Consider the following 20,760-nt stretch of genomic DNA (forward strand, 5'->3'; position numbering starts at 1 on the left):
GACTATCTCCCTTGATGGAAAAAGGGTCTATCCGGGACTCATCGCGGCCAGTACCACTCTGGGCCTTGTGGAAATCAGCGCCGTCCGGGCTACTCGGGACTATGCGGAAGTCGGAGACGTTAATCCAAATGTGCGGGCTGAGGTGAGTTACAATCCCGATTCGGAACTCATTCCCGTTGCGAGGTCCAACGGCATAGCCGTTGTCCATTCAATTCCCCGCGGTGGCCTTCTGTCTGGCTCTTCGGCCGCCATGATGCTGGATGGATGGACATGGGAGACCGCCACGCTGAAAGCTCCCATCGCCCACCATCTCAATTGGCCGAGAATGACAACTGTCCGGCTACCATGGATGTCGGAAAGTGAGGAGGAACAGAAAGAGGAGCGTGACCGGCAGCTCCGCAGAATCGATGAAGTATTCGACATGGCACGAAGCTACCTGCTGGCAAAGAAAGCATCTGGGAAAAGGAATATACCGGATCACGGTGCGGATCTCAGATGGGAGAGTCTGATTCCCGTATTGGACCGCGAGGTGCCCGTGTTCATCCACGCCAACGAGGTTCAGCAGATTGAGTCAGCGGTTCACTGGTCACGCAGACGGAATGTGAGAATCGCCATTGTTGGGGGCCATGACGCCTGGCGGGTGGCTGAGCTACTGAAAAAATACAATATCCCGGTTGTCTATGAAAGTGTCCACGCTCTCCCTTCACGCCGTTGGGAAGATTACGATGCCCCCTTCACTACTCCCTGGAAACTTCATAAGGCAGGGGTAAAGTTTTGCATCTCAGCCAGCAGCAGTTCATTCGAGGCAGCCCACCAGCGTAATCTTCCCTATCACGCTGCCACAGCTGCCGCATACGGACTCGACAGAAAGGAGGCGTTGAAGGCCATCACATTGCACGCCGCGGAAATCCTCGGAATCGATGACCGTGTGGGCTCCCTTCAGCCAGGCAAGGATGCTACGTTTATCGTCACGGATGGTGACCCACTTGAAATTCCAACGCGGGTGGAGATGCTATTTATTCAGGGGAGACGAATCGATCTCGGTGACCGGCACAAAACATTGTATAAGAAATATAGGGAAAAATACCGCCAGCTCGGACTTATCAAGTAAACCGCTACGCCTCGCGACTCCCCATCTCCTTATCCATAATGAAGGTCCCGTGGGCATCCGTGCCCACGAGGTTGAACCTGTCAAGGAGCGATTTGAGCATCGCTTCTTCCTCAACCTGTTCCGTTACAAACCATTGGAGAAAATCGAACGTGGCATAGTCCTTTTTCTCAAGAGAGGTGTCCACGAGTTTGACGATGGCGACCGTCATCGATTTCTCGTGTTCATAAGCTTCTTCAATTACATCCTTCAGGGATTTGTATTCGACCGGGGGCCCCTTCGTATCTGAGATGACAACCCTGCCACCGACCCTGTTCACATATTGGATGATTCTCTTCATGTGCCCTCGCTCCTCGTCTGACTGATGGTAAAAAAAGTGCGCGGCACCGCTTAGAGACGAATGATCGCACCAAACGGCCATGGCCAGATACAGCCGGGAAGAGTATGCTTCGTCTGCGATCTGTTTATTCAGGATTTTTTCAACGTTTTCCGATAACATGGATTAGCCTCCTTGACTCGTGAGAATCCGACGGCGACCCGTAAACAAGAATCATCAATAAGTTAAGCTAGATTGGTCACCAATATCAACAATCCGGACTATTGGCCGACAGGCCTCTTTCGAATATTGAACCGGTACCCTGTCCAGATCAAAATGATTCCAACAAGTTCGGTAATGTAGAGTATTTCCGTATGACCTGCTCGACTGGATGCGCCCCCTATTCCGGGTAGGATTGCTCCAACAGCAATCCAAACATTCCCGATGAATCTGTCCCTGGCCAGATCAGCTCCCTCTCCTCCCTTCAATGCGATTCGTCTGAAACGCCAGGCTGACAGAGTGGCTCCACCGATGAGAAAAATCACCGCGTATGTGTTGATGAAGGGACTGAATGCCCTAATCCACTGCCATTCGAACACCCGGCCACTGGGAAGATGAGGGTTAACCTGAGCCGCATTCACAGGGCTCATTATGACGAAGGTGGCGGCCACAAGGACCGAAAAAATGAGAGCAGTGGTCAATCTGCGGGCGGTCGACGCCTTCAACAACAGCCACGCCGTTCCCGTGGCCAGGGGAGCTCCCCCCAGAAGGGCTCCAACAATATACCAGAACTTGAAAATGAATGGACCCCACCCCAGGAGAGTGATCCAACTTTCGGCAAACGTTCCCAGACCGTACACGAGTACGCCCCCACTCCACCATAGAAGGTGATTGCCTTTCCCGATGGCGAGGAACCGGCGGAAAATCGTCACCGAAAAGAATAGAGAAATTACCGTTGTGAAGATAGGAAGGTAGTGAGGGACTGTCACTCCGCCAGATATTTCCACTCCATGGTGAAGGTACCCGATTCCCCCTGGTCATCATAGTAGCTAAAGATTTTTAGGGAGGGATATTTCCCGTCGGCAGTGTTCACGATGTAAACGAGGTCCTTTGGCGCGAGGACGTGTCCCTCTCCGTAGTCATACCAGCCTGACGTTACGTAAAAGGGCAAAGCGTCCGTGGAATAGTCACCCGATGAGGCCTCAGTTATTTCGCCCAGCGAAGTGTCCGATAGTTTTTGCACAGCAACGCCGTTGCCCAACCAGATCTCGTAACCGTCCACCTTAATGTCCCAGCTTTCTCCGTCAGATACTTCTTCCGAACCGAACGCGAAATATGTGGGTTCGTCATACGATCCGGAGGCCACGAAGGTGTCGATGTTCGCGTCGCTGAGGTCACTGGAACCGTCCGAGTCATATTTGTACGTCCATGTGATATCTACCAATTGGTGAAGAGGTGCACTGGTGTATGTATAATCTTGAAACTGTAATGCCGCATAGTCCCCCGCGCATGTCCGTAATGCATAGGTGTCCTGGTAGATTGAAAAATCGGCCGCCAGCCAGTTCTTACCAATTAGGGCCACCGCATCTGAATCGCCGAAAAATGAGACCGAGGAAGGCGGGTCCATTACATCTTCCAGGTCTGCGGTGTCCACAACGGCCATGGTAATCTCCTCGCCCGTCATAATCACCGGATCGGAGATAGTCATGTATTGACACGGTGCAATTTCGACAGTTACCGGGACTACCCCGAAAGCGATATCCCATGACTCAGGCTCTGTGGTGGTGCCCTCATTCGTTGAGAAGTTAAAATACTGGGTGCCCTCGGTCTTCACATTGACCGATGTAAACGTGAAATGTTCAGGTTCTTGAGAATCATCATTCATCGATTTTTCCTCGCATCCCATCAAGAGCCATGTACCGACACATAGCAACGTCAATCGTTTCATCTTATTCTCCCTCGTATCCTGTTTGTTGGGTTTTTTTACTAATCTTCCTTCTGAAAGTCATAGGAAACGCCTGCGTACCACTCCCGGCCCGGGACGATTCCCCCTTCCCTGTCAACATAATCCGTGAGGTTGCGGCCCCCCGCATTGCCACGAAGACCCCAGATAATTGGGAAACTCAGGTGAGCGTGGATCAGGCTGTAATCGTGGAGGAACACTTTCTCAGATTCACCCGTTTGCTCATCCTCCGCCCAATAGAACTTCTTTCCGCTGAACTGGGTTCTCAGATTCAGCTTGACGCCGCGACTCACTTTGAACACGAAAGCTGCCTGGCCTTTTTGTTTGGCCTTGAAACTCAAGGGGCTTTTGGTCGCCTCGTCCCAGGAGTCGAGATACGCATATCCCACTCTGATCTCCAACCAGGTGAGAGGCATATAGGTCATGTCCAGTTCCAGTCCCCTGCTCCAGGCGGAGTCTATGTTCTCCGTTGCCCAGATACCAAGGTCCTCCCGAATTCCTTGATAGGTGAAATCGATGAGATTTTTGATCTGATTATGGAACAGAGACACCCTTCCGTGGTATCTTCCCGGACTCCACCGTTCAATATCCAGATTCACGCTGCGGGAAGTTTCCGGGCGAAGCAAAGGATTGCCCTCAATATGATAGCCCACAAACATGTTCGCATAATCCCAGAACAGTTCCTTGAATGAAGGCGCCCGGAATCCTTCACCGTAGGACAGTCTGATTCGGGAGACCATCCCCGGCTTGAACATAACAGAAATTTTGGGCGAAAGGTGCTTTCCATAAATGGAATGAAAATCCAGTCTCACCCCTGCCAGGGCAACGATCTTTGGCGAGAAGGAGATCTCATCCTGCAAAAAGAGGTTATTCAGGTAGGACTCACGGTAGTGGTTGAGAATACGGTCAGTCTCAGAAGATTCCAACTCAAGGGCATACCCCCCGTTCACTCGGTGTCTGCCAAATTCCCTCTCGAAAAGTATGTCGCCCCTTACGAGCCGCTCCTGAGTCAGGGAACTTTTGTACAAATGGTTAGAGCTCAGGACGATATTGTCCACCCGATGGTTGTACGTTGAGTACTCGAGTCCGGTTCTTATTTGCATCTCCACAACATTGTCAAGTTCACCCTTCAGGCTCAGGGCCAGACGGTCGTTGAAGGTAACATCCTCATACACTTCGTTACCAATGAGCGATTGCTTTTCGTCAAAGTAATTCACTTCCAGTCTGATTCTACTCCCTTCTGTGATGTCCCGGCGAATGCGCAGCTGACCATGACGCTTTGCATAGCTGTTGCCATCCTCAATAATGGAAGAAGGGGTCAGATCATAGCCACTGTATTCCAGGTGACTCAGGAGGACCCGTGAATGCCAATTTCCTCTTCCGCCCCCCAAAGAAAAACTGCCATTCACCTTGCCGTAATTCCCAAAGTTCGCATCGGTTTCCATAGTCCAGCTGTTGCTCGGCTTCTTTGTCATGATATTGATAACGCCTCCCATGGCGTCACTTCCGTACAAAGCGGAAGTCGCACCCCTCACGATTTCAATCCTCTCTATTTGAGAAATGGGAATCTGAGCAGCGTCGAGGACACCATTTACACGGCCCACCATCTTCATGCCGTCGAGCATCACGAGAATGTGCTCGCTGCCGAAACCGAGCAACTCAAGACCCGTCCCAAATTGATTCTGGACCACTGAGACACCCGTGACCTCATCCAATAATTCGGAAACGTCAGCGGCACCCGTTTCCCGGAGTTTCTCACCTTTGATGACCTGGGTGGTAACCGGCACATCCTTCAGGTACCTTTCCGTGCGAGTTCCTGTGACGACGATTTCCTTCATCTGAAAATAGGTCTCACGGAGCTCGATGGTAAAGTCGCCGTGGTAAGGCAACCGGACGCCCTCCCGCGCCTCAACATAGCCAATGTGTGACACAAGGAGAGTATGTTCACCTTCTGGCAAATCATCGATCACGAACCGGCCCCGGGCATTCGTCGCCGCGCCCCGATCCACGGAAACCACGAGAACATTGGCATTGAACACAGGCTCTCCTGTAGCGGCGTCGATTACACGACCTGAGAGTGTATATTCCTCAGCCAAAAGGGGCACCACAAAGAGGAGTACAACCAATATGTGGGAAAAGCAGCGGCTTGTTTGACGGTCAGTTATGTTCACCTTCAACAGGCCCTGGTGTAGCCAGAAACTTGGAAATGAGCTCATCGATGTCCTTCTTCCGAAACTTTTCTTGACCGTTTCCCAGAAACATGAGTCCGTGAAACAGGCCACCGACTGCCCGGAGAAGCAGCTGAGGATCCACCTTGGGGAATTCTCCCTTTGCCATTCCATCCTCCAGCAGTCCAGTCAAGACCCCGTAAATACGGTTTTGATATTTCTTCCAAGGTTGATGACTTTCCGGGAGATTCGTGACAGCTTTGGGGGCCGAAAAGAGAAAGCGGTACAGGTTTCTCTCCTTCAGGGTAATCTCCACGATTTTCTCTATGATTTCGATAAACGTTTCTCTGGGTCCTGCATCGTTATGAATTACGCTTTCGATTCCCTCCCAAAGGGGTTCCCACCCCTTTTCCATAATTGCACAAAAGACTTCCTCTTTTGAGGCGAAATAGTAGTAAAGGGTTGCTTTTCCAAATCCGGCCTGATGGGCTATTTCCCCCATGGTGGCACCTTCAAGCCCTTCTCTCTGGAATACCCGGAGGGCACCATCAAGAATGCGCTGTTTTCGTGCTTCCCTTTCCTCTTTTTGCCTGCTGGATAACAAGAGACCGCCGGACTAACCTTTCGACTGAAGGGTCGAAAAATAGAATCCTCGTTCTAGGAAAACAAGGGGTTTTTCCCGGTTGAGGAACCGGGTAGGAACCATGGCAGATGGCTCCGGCAATGCGAGGAAGGAGAGTTACTTAGCCGGCTGGTTCTATAGTCTTAAGTATTTGGCTGTTGAGCCACTCGGTTATGAGGTCATGTGGTAAGAGGCCTCGACCATCGGAGAGGTAAACCAGATCGTGGAGAACGTCCGCATAGGGGCCAAAACCGTACACCCTGAAGGGAATCACAATCAGACGTTTTCCCTCAGCCTGCTCCTGCTCAGCAAAACTGCGAATTCTCTCCTCTGCCGGTCTCCTCTTTTCTGGCCAGTCCTCTCTCAACGTTTCGACCCGCACCCGGTGAAAGGAGCCAAGATTCCGTGCCTCCGCCGCGAATCGATCCATTCTTTCCAGCCACAGATCATTATCCTCATCATCTCCAGGACCGTGGGCCAAAATGAGCACGGATTCTTCTTCCGGTACCCTGCTCAGGGCGCTCAGACGTTCTGCAAGAATAGTGCCGCATACGGGAGAATCCAGAAGTCCTTCTTGAATAAGCTCTATCTGGGCACGGCTTTGAATGGGAGATGGTGGAGGATGATGCCCGTTCAGGGAATAGACGTTCGACGACATATTCTCCATCGCCGTGCCGTGCCGGGTAAATGTCTCGGGGGGATCAGGACGAAATCCCAGCAGGTATTCCGTCTGATGGAGGAACGATTTCCCGGACAGAAACATCCTCACCACGACAATCCTGTCCACTTGCTGCTCCTCAAGCTCGTCAACTGCAGTCTGAAGGGAACTGGGGTCAGCCATTCCAAACGCAATTGCCACCGGCCAGACGGTCCTGAGAGGCAGAACTGCCTCACGAACGGCTGCATTCCACTCCTCGCTTCCCCCATGGGCCATTACCATGACTCCCACATTTCCAGTACCCGAATCCTTCGTTGAACCGATGCTCCGCGTCATCACTGCCTGATGACTGCAGGACACCACCATCACTGCGACCATCAGAACCAGTGCCGGCTTCGTCCTCTGACAAATCTGTGTCATAGCGGTCACCACCTCAAAATTTTCGAACCAGTAATGTAATTGAGACCAAATCTCAATGCGAATATACCGTCGCTCCGAGAGTCAAACAAAGGTCTTCTCGTTTTCCTCTTGATAGAGACAGCTGTCCGGAGTAAACTTACGATAGACTGACCGGTCGGTTTAGTGACTGCGAAAAAGAATAACAAGGAATACCTGCGGAAAAAGCAGATACTTGATGCCGCCTTGAATGTGGTGGTTCAAAAGGGCTATTCCAACTCCCGTATGGACGATATCGTTGAGGAATCCAAACTGAGTAAAGGAGCCATCTACTGGTATTACAAATCCAAAAAGGAAGTTTTCCTCTCCCTGGTGAACCACTGGGTGAACAATTTTGGGGTAACCCTGAATCACATTGTTAGGGAGGACCTGTCCGCCACAGCACAGCTGAAGGAGCTTTTCAATTTCTTCCTCCATGTCTATACAAAAAACCAGAAGGTGTTTAAGGCGGAATTGGAATTCTGGTCACTCGCGAGCCGTGACAAGGATTTTCATGATAAGACGCAAAAAGTCTATCATGAGTTTCTCGCTCTCCTTGAAGGGATCGTCGGTCGCGGAGTTGAGTCGGGGGAATTCAAGAAGATAGATACGAAGGTGGCCGCCCTTTCAATCATGGTTAATATTGAAGGAATTATCTGGTTCACGCTCTTTGACGTGGAAGAACTCAGCGCCAAACATTACTTTGAGACGATTACCGAATTCATTCTGGCGGGACTCACCAAGAGATCTGGAGAGAAGAAATGAATGCGAATTCGACGGTGAAAAAAGAGGGAGGGGTTTTCCTCCTGGAACAGGTTGGTCACACGCCCATTTTTACGCGGGAGCAATTCTCCGAGGAACAGCGCGAGATTGCACTGATGGTCCGCAACTTCTGCACGGAAACCGTTCTTCCAGCATGCGATCAGATTGAAAAGAGAGACAAAGAGCTCTCCCTGCAGCTGTTGAGACAGATGGGAGAACTGGGACTCCTGTCCATTGATGTTCCCGAGCAGTACGGTGGATTGGATCTGGACAAAACCACGTCCATCATCGTGGCTGAAACCATGGGGTACGGTCGATCCAGTTCCTTTACCACTACCTACTCAGTACACTCAGGCATCGGGATGCTGCCCATCGTCTGGTTCGGCAACGAGAAACAGAAAGAAAAATATCTTCCCAGGCTGGCAAGTGGGGAGTGGGTTGGGGCATATGCCCTCACGGAACCTTCTTCCGGCTCCGATGCCACAGCAGCCAAAACGTCGGCGATCCTCGCGGATGATGGGAAACACTATGTCCTGAACGGTGAAAAGCAGTTCATCACCAACGGAGGCTGGGCGAACGTTCATACCCTTTTTGCCCAGGTGGATGGTGAAAAGTTTACCGCCTTCCTTGTTGATATGGATACGCCGGGGCTTGAAGTGGGTCCTGAAGAACATAAGCTCGGGGTCCAGGGTTCATCAACCGTTCCATTGAAACTTACCAACGCAGAAGTTCCCGTAGAAAATGTGCTGGGCGAAATCGGCGGCGGCGCGACGATTGCTTTCAACGTTCTCAATATCGGTCGTCTCAAACTCGGTGCTTCCGTTCTCGGAGGATGCAAGCAGATCATAGGACTGTCTGCCAAGTATGCTCTGGAACGCCGACAGTTCGGTCAACCCATCGCCCATTTCGATGCCATTAAGGGTAAGATCGCCGATATGACCATCCTTGCCTATGCACTGGATAGCATCATCTACAGAACGGTGGGAATGATTGACGACGCCATTGGTGAACTGGATCGTGGAGCGGACGATTTCTATCTCAAAATGGGAGAAGCGATGGAGCGATTTGCCATCGAATCATCTATGGTCAAGATTCTGGGCAGCGAATCACTGGGACGGTGCGCAGATACGGGAATTCAGATTTATGGCGGTTACGGCTTCATCGAGGAGTATTCCATGGCACGCATCTACCGGGACACGAGAATCGACCGAATCTGGGAAGGGACGAATGAAATCAATCGCCAGATTATTACCGGATATTTCATGAGAAAAGGACTTCTGAATGAGATTCCCCTGAGAGAAAGAATCAGGGAAATTGAACCTTTTCTCACATCTTTCGAATCACCCTCATCCGATTCTCCTCTCGCTCGGCAGATGGAGATTATTGAGGCTGGAAAAGTTATGGCCCTCTACGTCTTTAACGAAGCACTGAATGAATTTGGTCAGGATTTGCGCCACGAACAGCAGCTGGGCGAGTCGATAGCCGACTGCTTCATGGACCTCTATATGGCAGACAGTACTCTCAGTCGAGTGAATCAGACGATAGAAAGCGAGGAGCAGACAGGAGTTCTTGTTCCTATCGCCCAATGTCTCACGGCAGAGGTGGCCCTGAGGTTGTTGAACCGGGCTCTCACAGGATTGAACGACATCTATCATGGTAGGCTGCCGGAAATCGTCATTGGCAGGCTACGTCAATTCCAGGTACGAATGCTTCCAACGGCAGATGTGGCAGACCTCAAACGCCGAATCGCAGAATACGTCTATTCGCAGAAAGAATATCCCTTCCAGTGAGAGCACAAAGCCGCGAAGAACATTCACCCCGTGAATTATCACTTCGTATTTCATGGGGCAGGGGCGCTAACAAATTTGTCCAAAGGATCCTTGCCTGCCCTCCCTTGCGTCGGGACGCGGGCAGGGTGCCCTGGTGACAGATAGCTGAATTAGGAGGATTGGACAATGGGGAAGGAAACATCTGTTATTGTAGACGCCGTTCGCTCACCCGTCGGAGTGAAAAGGGGCCGGATGGCGGGTCTTATTCGCCCAGATGATCTGACAGCTCAGGTCATAAGAAACCTGCTTGAGCGGAATCCAAATCTTCCATTGGACAGAATTGAGGATGTGGTTCTCGGCTGCGCCTTCCCTGAAGGTCCCCAGGGGATGATCATGGCCCGGACGGTATCGGTGCTCGCAGGCATTCCTATAGAGGCCGGGGCGAAAGTGGTGAATCGGTTTTGTGGGTCATCCATGGACGCTGTTCACCAACTTAGCCAGGCAATTGAAGTGGGTGACATAGACGCGGGCATCGCTGCGGGAGTGGAGGATATGTTCAGCGTTCCCATGGGTGGTTTTAATCCCGATTTTCATCCCGAACTGGCAGAGAAGGACTTCTACATTGGCATGGGAGAAACGGCGGAAAATCTCGCCAAAGACGGAGGAATTTCTCGGGAGGATCAGGAGGAATTTGCCGTCGCTTCCCACAAGAAAGCTCTTTCAGCGTGGCTCGATGGGAAGTATGACAATGAGGTTGTAGCCATTGAACTTGAAGACGGCAGTCTTGTGGAAAAAGATGAGGGCCCCCGGGAGCCGGATCTGGAAAAAATCCGGTCTCTGGATCCCGCTTTCCTGGAAGAGGGGACAGTGACAGCCGCCACCAGCTCTCCCATCTCAGTGGGAGCGGCAGCTGCGATCGTAACGAGCAAATCGTTCGCTGAGGAGCATGACCTTCCGGTCAGGGCCGAGATTATCGCCAGAGCCGTCGCCGGTGTGGAGTGGGAACGGATGGGCAAAGGACCGCTTCCAGCCACCCGAAAGGCGCTGGCCAAGGCTGACATGACAATGGATGATCTTGACGCAATCGAACTGAATGAAGCCTTCGCCGCCCAAACCCTCTACGTCATCCAAGAAGGCGGATGGCCTTTAGAAAAAATCAACTTGAACGGGGGCGCCATCGCCATTGGACATCCTCTCGGATGCTCGGGACTTCGCGTCCTGACCACGCTCATGAACGTCCTGGACCAGAACGATGGGACTTACGGTCTTGCAACCATGTGCATTGGATCAGGACAAGGGATCGCAACCATTATTAAACGACAGTGAAAATCATCAAGTGAGAAGTATCAAGTGACAAGTAACAAGTGAGAAGTGGCAAGTGAGAAGTAACAAGTAAGAGGTGAGGAGTATTGGGTGGGAAGTAGAAGTATTTCGAAGGACTCTGTGGACAAATAATAATTTACAGATAACCAAGCATCCCGTGAATTGTATACCTAAACCTTCTGACTTAAACCTTGAACCTTGAAACTTGATCCTTGACACTTGACCCTTGATCCTTGATACTTGACCCTCGACACTTGAAACTTGAACCTTGAATTTTGGGAGAGAAAATGTCCCACAAAATCGAAAAAACAGCTGTCCTTGGAGCCGGTGTTATGGGAGCCCAACTCGCCGGACACCTTGCTAATGCGGGAATACCTTCCCTCCTGTTCGACCTCACGAAGGATCTGTTGGAACAGGGAATCCAGTCCCTTTCCTCCCTAAAGCCTGCCCCCATCTTTCACAAGAATACCGCAAGACTCGTAGAGCCCGTTACCTACGAAGACAACCTGGATCGTCTTCAGGAAGCCGATTGGGTCATCGAAGCGGTAGCGGAAAATCTGGAAGTCAAAAGAGAGGTCCTCAAGAACATTACGCCATACTTGAAAAATGATGTTGTGATTTCCACCAACACATCAGGACTCTCAGTCGCCGAAATTGGAAGCTCACTCCCGGAACAGTTTGAGAAACGATTCATCCTCACCCACTTCTTCAATCCACCAAGGTATCTTCGTCTGGTGGAAGTGGTGCAGGCAAAAGCATCCGAGGAGGTAGTGCGGGATATGGTAGGATTCCTGGAAGAGGAGCTGGGAAAGGGAATTGTTTTCGCCAAGGATACTCCAAACTTCATCGGAAACAGAATCGGCATCTACGGACTTCTGCTAACCCTGAACATGGCAAAAGAGATGAACATGACGGTTGAAGAAGTGGACAGGCTGACAGGGACCATCGTGGGCCGCCCCAAAAGTGCCACGTTCCGGACAGCCGATCTGGTTGGGCTGGACACCTTGTCCCATGTTGCCAGAACGTCCCTCGAAAGATGTGAAAAGGATGAACAACGGGATGTTTTTCGCCTTCCGGATTTCCTGAAAAGACTCATCGAAGAGGGACGTCTGGGACAGAAAACGAAGGCGGGTTTCTACAAGAAAACAGAGGACGGTATCTTCTCGGTGGACCTCAAAACGCTTGAATACAAGGCTCAAAAGCGGGTTCGGTTTGATGGATATCGGCTGGCAAAGCAGCGCACCTCCACGAAAGAAAAGATCAAGGCCATGGCCTACAGCGATGACCGTGCGGGAACCTTTTTCTGGGAAATACTCTCCGGAACGTTGATTTACAGCGCCAACCGCATCCCTGAGATATCGGACGACATTGTCAATATCGACAATGCCATGAGATGGGGCTTCGGCTGGGAGCTGGGTCCCTTCGAAACCTGGGATGCCATCGGCGTCCAATCATCACTGTCGCGCATGAAAGATGAAGGGAAGAAAGTCCCGGTCTGGGTGGAAGACATGCTGAATTCGGGCCAGTCCAGGTTTTACGAAATAGAGAGCGGAAAGCGGACATTCTATCACTTCCCGGAGCGAACCCGGAGAGAGATTCCTTCCCGCACACGATCCATTCAGCTTGCCCTCAGGAAATCGGGTGGACATCTGGTAAAGCAGGATTGGAGCGCAAGCCTTGTCGATCTCGGTGACGGTATTCTCGATGTGGAATTCCACAGCATCCTCCAGCCGGGACTCAACCCCATCGACCTGTCCGTGGTCGAAACAATTAACGATGCCCTCGATCTCCTTGAATCCAAAGAATATCGCGGTCTGGTCATGGGGCATCACGGGCAGAATTTCTGTGTGGGCGCGAATCTGGCCCTCATCCTGCAGTTCTGCGAGAACGGGGATTGGGAAGGGCTGGAAAGGACCGTGACGGCTCTTCAGAAGTTAACCCAGAGGATTAGATTCTCGAGAGCACCCGTGGTGGCGGCTCCGTTCAACCTTTGCCTTGGAGGTGGTTTTGAATTGATTGCACCGGCCGCCAGGCGAGTCGTTTCGGCCGAACTTTATGTAGGGGCAGTGGAAGTAGGTGTGGGACTAATCCCGGGTGCCGGTGGTAACCTGAGACTTCTTCTCAACCTCATTGAAAGAACAAAAAGAAAAAGAATGGCTCCGTTTCAAGTCGCCCAAAAAGCTCTTGAACTCATTGGATTTGCCAAAGTCTCCACGTCGGCTGCCGAAGCGAAGGAACTGGGCTACCTTAAGCTGGACGACGAGATTGTTATGAACCTGGACCATCTGATCAAGAGAGCAAAGGAGGCAGCAACGGAGCTAGCCCGCGATTACACGCCTCCCGTTTACCGCGACGACATCATTCTTCCTGGCAGAGGAGGACGCACCGCAATGAACGTGACGTTGAAAGGGTTCCGAGTGCAAGGGAAGATCTCTGCTCACGATGAACTTGTAGCCAGGAAACTGGCCTACGTTCTTACGGGGGGAGACAGGGCAAAAGCGAGTATGCCCGTGGACGAACAGTATCTCCTCGACATCGAACGTGATGCCTTTGTCAGCCTGGCCGGAGAACCAAAGACTCAGGAACGCATCCGGCACATGCTAAAGCAGGGCAAGCCCCTCCGTAACTGAATTCAAGAAAAGAAATGGTCAGGTATGGGCAGGTACCGATTACCGGATCCGACTAGTCTTCTTTATCCAGTATCTGAATTCCAAGTTCACCCAACTGTTCTTCGCGGATTTCGCTGGGAGATCCATCCATGAGTGACAGGGCGCTTGTTGTTTTGGGGAATGCAATAACATCCCTTATCTGGCCAGCGCCAGCCAGAAGCATAACGAACCGGTCAAACCCAAAGGCGATGCCTCCATGGGGAGGTGCTCCGTAACTCAGAGCTTCCAGGAGAAAACCGAATCTTCTCCTGGCTTCCGTTTCGGGCATCCCAAGTAGCTTGAAGATCCTCAACTGGATGTCAGGATCATGATTACGGATTGACCCACCCGCTACCTCAAGTCCATTGATGACCAAATCGTAGCCTCTCGATCTCACGGCGGCGGGATCCGCTTCAAGCATAGCAACGTGTTCCAGTTTCGGTGCCGTGAACGGGTGATGAAGGAACGTCCAGTCGCCTCCTTTTTCGTCCCGTTCAAGAAGCGGAAATTCAACAACCCATGACGGTTTGAAAACGGAATCGTCAATCATGTTTCCACGTTTGGCAATTTGGAGTCTTAAAGCACCCATCGTGGCGAGAACGGTTTCTCTTTCTCCCCCGGTCACCAGAAGGAGACTCCCCTCATTGAGTTTCAGTTCAGATGCGAGCTCCCGCCGAAGCTTTCCTGGAAAAGATTTTGACAATCCACCAGCCAAATCCCCATCCCGGTATCTCATCCACCCCAACCCCCAAACTGTCTTCTTCCCTTCTTGAGCGGAATACTCCATGGCGAAGTCCGTGAATTGATCAACCGCTTTTCTGGAGTATGCCTCTCCCTCATCGATGACGATACAAGTTGAGTGTTCCGGCGCACTCAGTGTGTCAAATGTCGATTTCGCTGCCCACTTCGAGAAATCTAAGAGATGAAGGTCAAACCTCAAGTCCGGGCTGTCGGTCCCGTAGGTCTCTATCGCATCACCATGAGAAATCTTTGGAAAGGGCGTCTCGATTTCGATTTGACGGATTTCCTTGAAAACGTGCTTCACCAGTTTTTCCACAACTTCTCTTACATCTTTCTCATCCACGAACGACATTTCCAAGTCAATCTGGGTGAATTCGGGCTGTCGGTCCGCCCGGAGATCTTCATCCCGAAAACACTTCACAATTTGAAAGTAACGATCAAAGCCGGCGATCATGAGAAGCTGTTTGTAGGTCTGGGGAGATTGAGGAAGCGCATAGAATTTCCCCCGGTGAATCCGGCTGGGAACCACGTAGTCCCTGGCTCCTTCAGGGGAGGACTTCATGAGAAACGGAGTCTCGACTTCCATAAAGTTCTCACTGGAAAGGTGGTTCCGAACGGCTTGATAGGTTTTGTGGCGAATAGCCATGAATTTCTGGAGTTCCTCTGTTCGAAGATCCAGATAGCGGTATATTAGTCTGAGTTCTTCCGACGCACTGTCCCGGTCGGACACAAGGAATGGAAGGGGCGCAGCCTCGCTCAGTACCTCAACCACATTAATCCCCAGCTCGATTTCACCCGTGGCAATGTCCCGATTTATGGCGCCTTCTTTCCGCATGCTCACCTTCCCCCGAACGGAGAGCACGTCTTCCATGGAAAGTTTCCTCGCCACTTTGAACGCATCGGGGAACGTCTCTTCATTGAACGTCAATTGTGTGAGGCCATAACGATCCCGAAGATCGATGAAGATCACTCCCCCGTGATCCCGTTTGGAAGCCACCCATCCGTTCAGAGCAACCTCTTCCCCGTTGTGAGAAGCTCGAAGTTCACCGCACGTGTGCGTTCTTCTGAACATGTCTATATCTAACTCAACAAAAAAACCGCTCAAATATTACGAGCGGTTCCCGTTATATGTAACCACGTTTTATCCCGGGACTCTTTTTCCCATTTCCAGTCGGTTGATGGCTCTGGCGAGTGCCGTCTCTGCCCGCTGCCTGTCGATGCCTACCTCGTCACTTGCGAGGCGCTCTTTTGCACGTTTCAAGGCAGATTCAGCTCTGGAGACGTCGATTTTGTCAGCCGGTTCTATTGATTCTACCAGAAGTTGTGCTTTCTGGCCGGTCACCTCGGCATAGCCTCGGCCGGTGGCAAAGAAGAGCTCTTTTCCGTCTCTAACCACTTTCACTCCACCAATATCAATGGCAAACACTGAGTCCCGGTGCCCCGACATGACGCCGAAGAGTCCATCGACTCCCGGTGCTCGAAGGTAATTCACATCACCTAAGTCCAAGGCCTTCGTGGGAGTAACGATATCAAGATGAAAAGTGTTCATATCTTAACGACAGATCTTTACAGGGTCAAGTTTCAAGGATCAAGTGTCAAGTTTCAAGGATTCCCGTACGCTGACGCTACGGGACAGGCAAGTATCAAGGTTCAAGGGTCAAGGATCAAGGGTCAAGTTTCAAGGAATTCACCATCCCCCGCTTTTCGGGCATCATTGATCTGCCACAATGAATCCTAGTTCGCTTTTCCCAGAGTCTGCAACATTCGCCCAAAGATCTTTCTTAACTCTTCCAATTCTCCCGACAACTGTCCAACTTTTTTTGTATCACCCCATTTCATTCTTTTGAGTATGCGACACCAATAGTGTGACTCCCTAACCTCCCGATAGACAATCTTGATTTTGTTAGAAAAGTCCCTTCTCGAACTTGCTCCTTGAGCTTCCTCATAATTTGCACCTATCGAAGTTCCACTTTTCGCCAACTGATAACGAACAGCATCCTTTTCTTTTTCGTGACCCACAGTTTGTAAGGTTTCTAATACCATGATTGCGCACTCAAAAGTCCTGTCCAGTAAGTCTATTTCATACTTTGTCTCCGGCTCCCTGATTACCCACCCACTATCATTTCTTCCGACAATATCTATGTAGTCCAAATCTTGATTCTCCAAAATCGTGTTGTTAGGCGAAACTGTTTTCTCTGACCGTTTCGGAGAGTAATCTCTTCTTCACAAAAACCTCACCTGTCGTCACTTCTCACTTGTCACTTCTCACTTGATACTTGCCACTTGTTACTTCTCACTTGTTACTTCTCACTCTTTTATCCTTTCTCAATCTTCTTCGCGTTCTCCACCGCTTCATCTATTGTGCCCATATATAGAAAAGCACTCTCAGGAAGATCATCAAACTCGCCGTTAACGAGTAGATCGAACCCTTCAACAGTGTCTTCCAGCTTCACGTACCTGCCGGCCTTTCCAGTAAACTCCTCAGCCACCGAGAAGGGTTGAGAGAAAAATCGCTGGATTCTTCGAGCTCTTATCACTGTCGTCTTGTCTTCGTCAGACAATTCTTCCATGCCGAGAATGGCTATGATATCCTGAAGATCCTTGTACTTCTGAAGGGTTTCCTGGACCTGTTTCGCTACCCTGTAGTGCCTGTCGCCCAGGACTCGAGGGTCCAGAACCCTCGATGTGGAATCAAGAGGATCAACCGCAGGATAGATCCCCAGTTCCGAAATCTGTCTGGACAGGACAGTGGTAGCATCAAGGTGGGCAAAAGTTGTTGCCGGCGCTGGATCCGTGAGATCATCGGCGGGCACGTAGATAGCCTGCACGGATGTAATGGATCCCTTGGTAGTAGACGTAATCCGTTCCTGAAGCTCCCCCATTTCCGTTGAAAGTGTCGGTTGATAACCCACTGCCGATGGCATGCGACCAAGAAGAGCAGACACTTCCGACCCGCTCATGACGAAACGAAATATATTGTCGATGAACAGCAGGACGTCGCGTCCCTCGTCTCGAAAGTATTCTGCCATGGTGAGGCCTGACAGACCCACACGTAAGCGAACACCGGGAGGTTCATTCATCTGACCGAAAACGAGTGCCGTTTTGTCGATGACACCAGATTCGTTTATTTCCAACCACAGGTCGTTACCCTCTCGCGTGCGTTCCCCTACTCCGCAGAAAACGGAAACGCCACCATGTTCTGTGGCTATGTTGTGAATCAGTTCCATTACAATGACTGTCTTGCCCACACCCGCACCGCCGAACAGACCCGTCTTGCCACCCCTTGAATATGGTTCCAGAAGATCAATAACTTTAATGCCTGTTTCAAGAATCTCGGTATCCGTGGTTAAGTCAACATGCCGGGGCGAAGGCCGGTGGATAGGCCATCGCTCATCTGCTACAACCTCACCTTTCCCATCAATGGGATGTCCCGTCACGTCAAACATTCTCCCCAGTGTCCCGGGTCCAACAGGCACGGCAATGGGAGCGCCAGTGTCTGTGACTTCCGTGCCTCGAGATAAACCATCTGTGGAATCCATGGCAACTGTCCGTACCCTTGAATCTCCCAAATGCTGAGCTACCTCGAGAACAAGTTTCGACTCCCCCGAACGTTCCACCTCAAGAGCATTATAAATCTCAGGAAGAGGGCTATCTTCAAAGACGACATCCACGACCGCACTCATGATCTGGCTGATTTTCCCTTTTTTCTCCATCTGGCTTCCCCTCAGTTCCGAATCATTTCAACGTTCTCAGTCCAAAAAACTCAGTATTTCAGGGCGTTTGCCCCTCCGACTACTTCCAGAATCTCCGTGGTAATAGCAGCCTGACGCGCTTTGTTAAGCTCGAGAGTAAGGTCAGTAATCATCTCCAAGGCATTCTCAGTGGCATTGTCCATGGCGGTCATACGAGCCGCTTGTTCTGCAGCGTCGGACTCCAGCAGATATCGCCACATCTGGACATTTAAGTGCCTGGGCACCAGCGAGTTGACGACAACCTCGATGGATGGCTCGAAGAGGTATTCCTTACCTGAAGGTGGCGTCTCTCCCAAATACTCTCCCGGGATCTCACCCACCTCCCATTCCTCCAACTCAAGAGGAAGGAATTCCAGAGGGACCACCCTTTGCTCCAGCACATTCTTGAATTCATTGAAAATGACCAGAACCTGATCGAGATCATGACGCATATACAAGGCTGTGATGCTTTCGACTATGTCCACAGCGTCGCTGAAACTGAGTTCCCGCCAGAATCCCACATAGTCACCAATCACATTCCAACCCCGTTTACGGAAATATTCGCTCCCCTTCTTTCCGACGCATATGAGTTTGATCCTATTCCGGTCGTAATGCCCCATTATTTCAGTAGCTCGATTGATGATATTGGCATTGAAGCCTGCGCATAATCCCCTATCTGCAGTAATTGTCACAAAACCCAGATTCTCAACGGGTCTCACTTCCAAAAGGCGGTTGAGCCCCCGTTCAATGTTTGGCAGCAAGCTTTCAAGAACACTGTTGATGCGGAAAGCGTAGGGACGGGCCTGCTCAATCCTGTTCTGTGACTTTCTCAGCCTGGCGGCAGCAACCATTTTCACGGCTTTCGTCACTTGGCTGACGCCCCTTACGCCATTTATGCGCTGGCGGATGGTTTTCAGATTGGCCAAGAGTTCACCCTAAACAGTCGTATCCGCTTTCTGGTTAGGAGAAAGATCCTCCGGAGAACCGAAGCCTTTCAGAAAATCCTCTATGGCCTTTTTCAGGCCACCCTTTGTCTCATCACTGATCTCTTTTTCTTCCGTTATTGCATTGAGTAAATCTTGGTGAATTGCCTCCAGGTAGGTCAGGAATTCACCCTCAAACTCCCTTGTCTGGTCAATGGTCAAGTCGTCCAAGTACCCCTCCGTCCCGGCGAAGATCACCACCACCTGTTTTTCCACAGGCATGGGAACATACTGGTCCTGTTTCAAGATTTCCACCAGGCGCTCTCCCCGCGTCAGCCGTTTCTGAGTCACCGGATCCAGATCAGAGCCAAACTTTGCAAATGCTTCCAATTCACGATATTGAGCCAGATCGAGCCTCAAGAATCCCGCCACCTGCTTCATGGCAGCGATCTGGGCATTGCCGCCCACCCGCGAAACGGAAATGCCAACGTTGATGGCCGGACGAACGCCGGAGTAAAACAAGCTGGGTTCCAGATAGATCTGGCCATCAGTTATCGAAATAACATTTGTGGGTATGTAGGATGACACATCACCCTCTTTTGTCTCTATGATGGGCAGGGCCGTTAATGATCCACCCCCCAGTTCATCGTTCAGCATGGAAGCCCGCTCCAGGAGGCGACTGTGAAGATAAAAAATGTCGCCAGGATACGCCTCCCGCCCAGGGGGTCGGCGCAACAGAAGGGAGACTTGCCGATAGGCCACCGCATGCTTTGACAAATCATCATATATGACAAGCGCGTGCATGCCATTGTCCCGGAAATATTCCCCTAGAGTACAACCGGCGTAAGGCGCAATAAACTGAATTGGTGACGGATCGGATGCACTGGCCGAAATCACCGTTGTGTAGCTCAGAGCACCGTTAGCTTCAAGGGCAGCAACAACCCGAGCAACAGTGGATGCCTTCTGCCCGATGGCCACGTAGATGCAGTAAACCGGTGACTCCGTCTCATGGGTGTACTTCTGATTAATGATTGTATCAACTGCCAGTGCAGTTTTCCCTGTTTGACGGTCTCCGATGATTAACTCCCTCTGCCCTCGGCCGATGGGAATCATGGAGTCTATCGCTTTGAGACCCGTTTGAAGGGGCCGTTTCACGGGTTGCCGTGAGAGTACCCCCAAAGCCTTCCGTTCCACGGGACGACGCTCCTTGGGCTCAATAGATCCCTTCCCGTCAAGGGGCTGACCCAGGGGATTGATGACGCGGCCTACGATCTCCTCTCCCACACCGATCTCCACCACTCGACCTGTCCTCTTTGCAAGATCCCCTTCTTTCACCTTGCGACTTTCCCCAAAAAGGACCAGACCAACCGTATCCTCTTCGAGATTGAGGGCCATCCCGTAGACGTCGTTGGGAAGCTCCACCAGTTCACCGGACATCACATTTTCAAGACCGCGGACGCGGGCGATTCCGTCCCCCACATCCAGAACCTCTCCCACCTCCGAGACATCAACAGTGATATCAAACTGCTCTATGAGTTCCCTCAACTGGGCCGCAATCTCACCCGTCTTAATTGCCATGCCTTTCAACCTCAA

General features: G+C 51.2%; 17 protein-coding genes. 5 read left to right on the top strand and 12 right to left on the bottom strand.

Annotated elements, in window-relative coordinates; all coding sequences use genetic code 11:
- On the top strand, nt 1-1,111 hold a 1,111-nt coding region (locus V3U24_07770), incomplete at its 5' end, for an amidohydrolase family protein (GenBank protein MEE9167339.1).
- A 4-nt stretch (nt 1,112-1,115) separates the two neighbouring features.
- Here V3U24_07770 and V3U24_07775 read toward each other — a convergent pair.
- The 6 genes from V3U24_07775 to V3U24_07800 all read right to left on the bottom strand — a co-directional run bounded on the left by V3U24_07775 (nt 1,116) and on the right by V3U24_07800 (nt 7,255).
- Entirely contained in the window at nt 1,116-1,607 is a 492-nt protein-coding gene (locus V3U24_07775) for a ferritin (protein ID MEE9167340.1), read from the bottom strand.
- A gap of 98 nt (nt 1,608-1,705) precedes the next feature.
- Nucleotides 1,706-2,413, bottom strand: a complete 708-nt coding sequence (locus V3U24_07780; GenBank protein MEE9167341.1) for a hypothetical protein — start codon at nt 2,411-2,413, stop codon at nt 1,706-1,708.
- On the bottom strand, nt 2,410-3,372 hold the full coding sequence (locus V3U24_07785; GenBank protein MEE9167342.1) for an HmuY family protein: 963 nt from the start codon (nt 3,370-3,372) through the stop codon (nt 2,410-2,412). The genes V3U24_07780 and V3U24_07785 overlap by 4 nt, the downstream gene beginning before the upstream one ends.
- A 38-nt stretch (nt 3,373-3,410) precedes the next feature.
- Nucleotides 3,411-5,603 carry a TonB-dependent receptor gene (locus V3U24_07790; protein ID MEE9167343.1) on the bottom strand — a complete coding sequence of 731 codons (2,193 nt, stop codon included), beginning with the start codon at nt 5,601-5,603 and terminating at the stop codon, nt 3,411-3,413.
- A complete protein-coding gene (locus V3U24_07795) occupies nt 5,545-6,159 on the bottom strand; it encodes a TetR/AcrR family transcriptional regulator (GenBank protein MEE9167344.1) in 615 nt (204 codons plus the stop codon). Before V3U24_07795 ends, V3U24_07790 begins: the two co-directional genes overlap by 59 nt.
- Before the next feature lie 139 nt (nt 6,160-6,298).
- Nucleotides 6,299-7,255, bottom strand: coding sequence for a hypothetical protein (locus tag V3U24_07800; GenBank protein MEE9167345.1), 957 nt, complete (start codon nt 7,253-7,255; stop codon nt 6,299-6,301).
- 162 nt (nt 7,256-7,417) lie between these two features.
- Between V3U24_07800 and V3U24_07805 the strand changes: the two genes are divergently transcribed.
- The 4 genes from V3U24_07805 to V3U24_07820 all read left to right on the top strand — a co-directional run bounded on the left by V3U24_07805 (nt 7,418) and on the right by V3U24_07820 (nt 13,754).
- Complete coding sequence (locus tag V3U24_07805; protein MEE9167346.1) at nt 7,418-8,035, top strand: TetR/AcrR family transcriptional regulator; 618 nt, start codon at nt 7,418-7,420, stop codon at nt 8,033-8,035.
- Nucleotides 8,032-9,822, top strand: coding sequence for an acyl-CoA dehydrogenase family protein (locus tag V3U24_07810; protein ID MEE9167347.1), 1,791 nt, complete (start codon nt 8,032-8,034; stop codon nt 9,820-9,822). The genes V3U24_07805 and V3U24_07810 overlap by 4 nt, the downstream gene beginning before the upstream one ends.
- A gap of 165 nt (nt 9,823-9,987) precedes the next feature.
- Complete coding sequence (locus V3U24_07815; protein ID MEE9167348.1) at nt 9,988-11,127, top strand: thiolase family protein; 1,140 nt, start codon at nt 9,988-9,990, stop codon at nt 11,125-11,127.
- Nucleotides 11,128-11,411: 284 nt separating this feature from the next.
- Nucleotides 11,412-13,754 carry a 3-hydroxyacyl-CoA dehydrogenase/enoyl-CoA hydratase family protein gene (locus V3U24_07820; GenBank protein ID MEE9167349.1) on the top strand — a complete coding sequence of 781 codons (2,343 nt, stop codon included), beginning with the start codon at nt 11,412-11,414 and terminating at the stop codon, nt 13,752-13,754.
- Between the two features lie 52 nt (nt 13,755-13,806).
- Here V3U24_07820 and aspS read toward each other — a convergent pair whose 3' ends face one another.
- From aspS to atpA, 6 genes are all read right to left on the bottom strand, one after another.
- Nucleotides 13,807-15,585 (bottom strand): aspartate--tRNA ligase, encoded by a 1,779-nt coding sequence (gene aspS / locus V3U24_07825; protein ID MEE9167350.1) that lies wholly within the window; start codon nt 15,583-15,585, stop codon nt 13,807-13,809.
- A 69-nt stretch (nt 15,586-15,654) separates the two neighbouring features.
- Nucleotides 15,655-16,062: an ATP synthase F1 subunit epsilon gene (atpC, locus tag V3U24_07830; protein ID MEE9167351.1), complete on the bottom strand. Its 408-nt coding sequence runs from the start codon at nt 16,060-16,062 to the stop codon at nt 15,655-15,657.
- Between the two features lie 185 nt (nt 16,063-16,247).
- Nucleotides 16,248-16,664 carry a four helix bundle protein gene (locus V3U24_07835; protein MEE9167352.1) on the bottom strand — a complete coding sequence of 139 codons (417 nt, stop codon included), beginning with the start codon at nt 16,662-16,664 and terminating at the stop codon, nt 16,248-16,250.
- Between the two features lie 164 nt (nt 16,665-16,828).
- Nucleotides 16,829-18,226: a F0F1 ATP synthase subunit beta gene (gene atpD / locus V3U24_07840; GenBank protein ID MEE9167353.1), complete on the bottom strand. Its 1,398-nt coding sequence runs from the start codon at nt 18,224-18,226 to the stop codon at nt 16,829-16,831.
- Between the two features lie 50 nt (nt 18,227-18,276).
- The gene (gene atpG, locus V3U24_07845) at nt 18,277-19,170 is read right to left on the bottom strand and encodes an ATP synthase F1 subunit gamma (GenBank protein ID MEE9167354.1); all 894 of its coding nucleotides are present in this window, start codon (nt 19,168-19,170) and stop codon (nt 18,277-18,279) included.
- Between the two features lie 9 nt (nt 19,171-19,179).
- On the bottom strand, nt 19,180-20,745 hold the full coding sequence (gene atpA, locus V3U24_07850; GenBank protein ID MEE9167355.1) for a F0F1 ATP synthase subunit alpha: 1,566 nt from the start codon (nt 20,743-20,745) through the stop codon (nt 19,180-19,182).
- Nucleotides 20,746-20,760: the final 15 nt, after the last annotated feature.

Source organism: Candidatus Neomarinimicrobiota bacterium, from assembly GCA_036476315.1.
Classification (GTDB): domain Bacteria; phylum Fidelibacterota; class Marinisomatia; order Marinisomatales; family S15-B10; genus JAZGBI01.